This window comes from Rhodococcus sp. ENV425 (genome assembly GCF_002887785.1).
Lineage (GTDB): Bacteria > Actinomycetota > Actinomycetes > Mycobacteriales > Mycobacteriaceae > Rhodococcus > Rhodococcus aetherivorans.
The window spans coordinates 630-6,200 of the sequence record NZ_PCZU01000246.1 but is presented as its reverse complement, the minus strand read 5'-3'; the positions used below and the strand labels follow the sequence as shown (position 1 = coordinate 6,200).

Here is a 5,571-nt window from a genome sequence, read left to right as displayed (position 1 = left end):
GAAGTGGTGAACCTAACAAAGTCCTACTAGGCCGTGTTTCAAAAGTGGGAGATCACCAGGCTGTTCAGACGTAGAGGCGTGTCGTGAGCACTGAATGAGCGAGGTCTCCGGTAGAGGGTTTATCGACCAAGAGAAACCTGAATACCTCCAGACCTCGTGACCAGCGTAGCGGTGACGGGCCGGGCGGACCTGACCGACGCGCAGTGGGCGGTGCTCGAAGCACTGCTGCCGCGCCCGGCCAGGCCGGAACGGCCCTGTGTGTGGACGAAACGCCAGCTCATCGACGGTATCCGCTGGCGCACCCGCGTCGACGCCCCGTGGCGTGACGTCCCGACCCGGTACGGGCCCTGGCAGAGGCGTGTACGGCCTGTTCCGCCGCTGGCAACGCTCCGGGGTGTGGGCACAGATCCTGACCGCGCTGCAGGCGTCGGGCGACGCCGCCGTCCGGATCGTGTGGGATGTCAGCGTCGACTCGACCATTGTGCGCGCCCACCAGCACGCCGCCGGTGCCCGCCGGTCGCTGCAGCTCGAACCGGCCGGCGGCGTCGAAACCGAACCCGACGACCATGCTCCCGGGCGCTCGCGGGGCGGGTGGAGCACCAAGCTGCATCTGGGCTGTGAGCAGGACGGCCGGCCGCTGGCGGTGCTGCTCACTCCCGGTCAGCACGGCGACAGTCCGCAGTTCACCGCGGTGCTCGAGCGGATCCGGGTGCCGCGGCTCGGATCGGGTCGGGCCCGCACCGGCCGGTGCGGGTGCTGGCGGACAAGGCCTACAGTTCCCGCGCCAACCGCTCCTACCTGCGTCGACGTGGCATCAGAGCGACGATCGCGATCCCGTCCGATCAGCTCGCGCACCGCCGCAGACGGGGCTCGCGAGGTGGACGTCCCCCAGCGCTCGACCGTCAGGTATACCGGCAGCGGCACGCGGTCGAGTGCGGCATCAACCAGCTCAAACAGCACCGGGCGGTGGCCACCCGCTACGACAAGCTCGCCGTGCGTTATCTGGCCACCGTCCACGTCGCTGCCCTCAACCGGTGGCTATGAATCAGAGGACATTTGAAACACGCCCTAGTGTTCTGAGTCGGGAATTGCATTCATAACTATAGAATCGGTGGATGGCGCGTACCGGGCGGCCGAAGGCCGAGCTGACACTGTCCGACGACGAACGTGCCGCATTGGAGGGCTGGGTGCGGCGCTCGTCGACACCTCAGGCGTGGGCGTTGCGGTGCCGGATCATCCTCGCGTGCGCGGACGGCATCTCGAACAAGGAGGTGGCCGCTCGCCTCGGTTCGACGCAACATGCGGTGGGACGCTGGAGATCCCGATTCCTCGAGCACCGCATCGCAGGACTCGGAGACATGCCCCGATCCGGCGGACCACGTTCGGTGACCGACGCCCAGGTCGCCGACGTGGTCACCCGGACGCTCGAGACCACCCCGAAGAACGCGACACACTGGTCGACGCGAACAATGGCGCAGGAGATGGGCCTGTCGCAATCGACGGTCTCGAGGATCTGGCGAGCCTTCGGGTTGCAGCCCCGCCGAACCGAGGGATTCAAGCTCTCGACCGATCCGTTCTTCGTCGACAAGGTCCACGACGTCGTGGGGCTGTACCTGGATCCGCCGGAGCGGGCACTGGTCTTCTGTGTCGACGAGAAGTCGCAGATCCAGGCCCTGGACCGGTCGCAGCCGGTGCTGCCGATGATGCCCGGGGTGCCACAGCGGATGACCTCCGACTACGTGCGCGCCGGCACCACCACCACCTTGTTCGCCGCCCTCGACGTCGCGTCGGGGAAAGTGATCGGGTCGCTGCATCGCCGCCACCGCGCCGACGAGTTCAAAAAGTTCCTCATGACCTTGGACAAGCAGACCCCACCGGGTCTGGATCTGCATCTGGTGCTCGACAACTACGCCACCCACAAGACTCCGGCGATCAAGGCTTGGCTGCTGGCGCATCCACGGTTCCATCTGCACTTCACCCCGACCGGATCGTCCTGGCTCAATCTCGTCGAGCGGTGGTTCGCCGAGTTGACCAACAAGCAGATCCGTCGCGGGGTGCACAAGTCGATTCAGGCTCTGGAGAAGGACATTCGAGCCTGGATCGCACAGTGGAACACCGATCCGAAGCCTTACGTATGGACGAAGACCTCGGACGAGATCCTCGAACGTCTCGCGTCATATTTGAACAGAATTCCTGACTCAGAACACTAGAGGCCAGACCGCCAGTGCCAACCAAACCGGTGATCCGTTCCGCGGTCGAGAGCGCGCTCTGGTGGCCGAGGGATGAGGTGCTGCAGGCCACGGCGGTGAGCCGATTCGATTATGCGACAATACCGCCGCGATCATGCGAGGCCCCGGCGCTGCCCACAGATAGCCAATCTGCTCGACAATGCCCTGGCCGTGTCCTCGCCGGGCAGCACCGCCGAGGTCACCGTCGACAGGGCCGCCACCGACATCGGACCTGCACGTGCTCGACGACAGCCCGCCCTGTTCCCCGAGAACTGCGGCCGGGACTTCGACCGGTTCAGGCGTGCCCGCACCGACACCGAAGACAGCGGACGTGGAGGCGGTCACCGGGCCTTGTACACCGAGTACCAGGTGCGCCGTGCGACGCGCAGCACGGCGCCGTGCAGTTGCTCTGCGCGGTGATACAGCTCTCGTCGGCGCAACTCCCGCCGGATGTCGGACTCGTTCTCCAGTGCGGCAATCGCAACCCGATAGGCGTGCTCGGCCGTCGACAGTTTTTCGATGGTTCGGTCCGCGTACATCGCGGCGGTGCCATGCGGCAGCGCACGCAGCCCGTCCATGAGGGGAACCGCCGCATCTGCCAGTGCATCGAGCAGCCCCACCAGATAGGGGTCCGGTTCGGTGCATCTCAGACCCCCGCACGACAGCTCCGATTCCCGGATCAGCGCATACCCGGCTTCCGGGATCTCACCGAGACGTTCCCCGAGTTCGAACAAGTCCTCGGCCTCGAGGGGCGTGCTGAAACTGTCCCGTACGGCGTTGTGGAGGTTGCGACGCGCGGCATGCTCGGCTGCGGCGGCACTGCGCAGCTCCGCGACGGCCTCACGGGTGAGAATCTCGCCCTGCCCCCATCGGTGCAGGATGTGCATGCTCTGCTCCACGGCGGTGGCTTGGGCCTGCAACAGGGCGAGTACGTCGAACGACCGAGGCAGAAACCAGGAGGTAGGCCGGTGGGGCCAACGCATCAGATCGCCTCCCAGATCGGAAACAGCACCGCCCCCAGCAGGGCGGTCGCCGGCAGCGTGACGATCCAGGCCGAGCCCATCTCTTCGACCACCTTCCAGTGCACATGGCGCGTGCGTCGCTGTGCCCCCACACCTACCACGCCGGCCGCGACGACGTGAGTGGTGCTCACCGGTGCCCCGACGAGGGCGGCTCCGAGGATCACGCCGGCGGCGCCGCTTTGGCTGACCAGTCCGTCGAGTGGGGTCAGCCGGTATACTCCGCGGCCCACGGTTCGCACGATTCGCCAGCCGCCGAACGCGGTTCCGGCGGTCAGGGTTGTCGCGGCGGCGAGTTTGACCCACAGCGGAACCGTGAACTCCGGCAGCTGCCCGCTCGCGACGAGCAGCAAGGTGATCACGCCCATGGACTTCTGCGCGTCGTTGCCTCCGTGGCTGAACGCGAGCGTGGCGGCGGTGACCCATTCGGCCTTGCGTACCGGGCCGAGGGCACGGTGCCGGGCCCGCCGCACCACTCGCCAGGCGAGCGCTCCGAGCAGTGCGCACGCCAGGGCGCCCAAGACAGGCGAGATCGCCAGTCCGAGAAGAATTCCCACAACGCCGGTAGGGCGGCCGTCGGTGAAGCCGCCCCACTGCACTCCGGCAACTCCGGCGGCGACCAGGGCCGCCCCGACCAGCCCGCCGACGAGGGCATGCGACGAACTCGACGGCAGCCCGAGTCGCCACGTCAACAGATTCCACATGATTGCCGCGGTGAGCGCGGCGCCGACCGCGGCGACCGTGACATCGGCGGGTAGCTCGACGACCCCGCCGACCGTGTCGGCCACGGCCGTGCCGAGGAGCAGCGGGCCGGCGAAATTCCCGGCCGCGGAGAGCGCGAGCGCGTGTCCCGGCCGGGCAGCCCGAGTAGCGACAAGTGCTGCAATCGAGTTCGCCGAGTCGTGAAAACCGTTGGTGAGATCGAACGCCAACGTCGTCACAATGGCCAGCAATACGGCGAAGTCCACGGGTCAGTCCGCTCAGCCGGAGGGAAGGTGCCCGGCTGCAGCCCTCGAAAACAGCGATACGCCCAACGCAACCACACCCGTCGGCACCCTTCCGGGGAGGGCAGCCTCGCTGCAGCCGGCACGCAAGCCCGGAAAAGTCGGCGCGAGCGAGATGACGGCCATGTTCCTCCGGCGGTGATCGGTGCGGGCGCTGACGATCCGGGCACCATTGTGCAGCAGGTCCAGCCTGGGGACATTCCAGTGGGGAACATTGCAGCTTCGGCGGCCCGGCGAGCGCCGTCCGCGCCGGCTGGGGTGGACAAGTTCCCGCCCCGGCTGCCATGTCACACAGATCGCTGCGTCCCGGTCTGCGAAGACTGGGTTTCTTCAGCAAATCTTCACCCGATCTCGTCTTCGGCTACCGCCGCAGGCATCTACCGTGGGTGCACCACGGCTGCAGTGGCCGGACAGCCGCGGGTCGGTGACCTGTCCGGTCGGAAGCATCCGAGGTGCGCGGTGGCTGTATCGAGGTCCGAGCCCGCCGAGCCCACGGCCGGTGCGACGCCGGTGGCGGTGTTGGCGGCAGAGGGGGTCGAGAAGAGTTTCGGTCGTGGCTGGTGGCCGCGGCGGCACCGCACCGCGGTGCTGCGCGGGGCGGAACTGGAGTTGCACCCCGGCGAGGTGGTGGGGTTGGTGGGGGAGAACGGCTCGGGCAAATCGACGCTGATGAAGATTCTCGTCGGGGATCTACGGGCCGATGCCGGCAGTGTGCGTCGTCCGCGGCGACTGGGCTATTGCCCGCAGCAGCCGGTGGTCTACGACCGGCTCACCTGCGACGAGCACTTCGAGTTGTTCGGACGGGCGTACCGGATGAGTCCGGAGGCCGCGCACCTCTCCCGCGGCCGCCTGTACACCACGTTGGGGTTCGACCGCTACGCCGGCACCCGTGCCGACCGGTTGTCGGGCGGGACGCTGGCGAAATTGAACCTGGGGCTGGCGCTGCTGGCCGATCCGGAGGTGTTGTTGCTGGACGAGCCGTATGCCGGGTTCGACTGGGACACCTATCTGCGGTTCTGGGAGATCGTGGCGCAGCGTCGGCAGGCGGGCCGCTCGGTGTTGATCATCAGTCATTTCGTGGCGGACGAGCAACGGTTCGATCGCATCGTCGATCTGCGGGAGGGGCGGACGGTGCCGCGATGATCCTCACCCCCACCGCGCGGTCCGCGGTCGACGATGTCCGGGCGCTGAGCGGCCGGTTCCTGGCCGACTACGCCCGCAACCCGGTGAATCTGCTGGTGCTGGTGGTTGTGCCGGTGGTGTTCGTGATCGTTGCGGCCGGCGCGATGGCCGATGCGGCCCGGCTGCTCGGGGGTGCGA

4 protein-coding genes and 2 pseudogenes are annotated in these 5,571 nt (G+C 67.5%); 4 read left to right on the top strand and 2 right to left on the bottom strand.

Annotation, left to right across the window (positions count from 1 at the left end; genetic code table 11):
* Window positions 1-156 precede the first annotated feature (156 nt).
* Both CQZ88_RS21465 and CQZ88_RS21460 read left to right on the top strand, forming a co-directional pair.
* Window positions 157-1,044 (top strand): annotated as a pseudogene (locus CQZ88_RS21465) (IS5 family transposase).
* 71 nt (window positions 1,045-1,115) lie between these two features.
* On the top strand, window positions 1,116-2,210 hold the full coding sequence (locus tag CQZ88_RS21460) for an IS630 family transposase (RefSeq protein WP_102800285.1): 1,095 nt from the start codon (window positions 1,116-1,118) through the stop codon (window positions 2,208-2,210).
* Window positions 2,211-2,569: 359 nt separating this feature from the next.
* Here CQZ88_RS21460 and CQZ88_RS21455 read toward each other — a convergent pair whose 3' ends face one another.
* Both CQZ88_RS21455 and CQZ88_RS21450 read right to left on the bottom strand, forming a co-directional pair.
* Complete coding sequence (locus CQZ88_RS21455; protein ID WP_146034357.1) at window positions 2,570-3,115, bottom strand: hypothetical protein; 546 nt, start codon at window positions 3,113-3,115, stop codon at window positions 2,570-2,572.
* A 95-nt stretch (window positions 3,116-3,210) separates the two neighbouring features.
* Window positions 3,211-4,215, bottom strand: coding sequence for an inorganic phosphate transporter (locus CQZ88_RS21450; protein ID WP_102800283.1), 1,005 nt, complete (start codon window positions 4,213-4,215; stop codon window positions 3,211-3,213).
* Between the two features lie 621 nt (window positions 4,216-4,836).
* Here CQZ88_RS21450 and CQZ88_RS21445 point away from each other — a divergent pair.
* Together CQZ88_RS21445 and CQZ88_RS31515 are read left to right on the top strand one after the other, a co-directional pair.
* On the top strand, window positions 4,837-5,394 hold the full coding sequence (locus CQZ88_RS21445) for an ATP-binding cassette domain-containing protein (protein ID WP_102800286.1): 558 nt from the start codon (window positions 4,837-4,839) through the stop codon (window positions 5,392-5,394).
* A pseudogene (locus CQZ88_RS31515) lies at window positions 5,391-5,571 on the top strand (ABC transporter permease); the annotation flags it as partial. The gene CQZ88_RS21445 and the pseudogene CQZ88_RS31515, both read left to right, overlap by 4 nt.

Bases quoted from the DNA above. Each gene is read 5' to 3' on its own strand.
- CQZ88_RS21460 (WP_102800285.1), top strand. From the start codon at position 1,116: ATGGCGCGTACCGGGCGGCCGAAGGCCGAGCTGACACTGTCCGACGAC.
- CQZ88_RS21455 (WP_146034357.1), bottom strand. From the start codon at position 3,115: ATGCACATCCTGCACCGATGGGGGCAGGGCGAGATTCTCACCCGTGAG.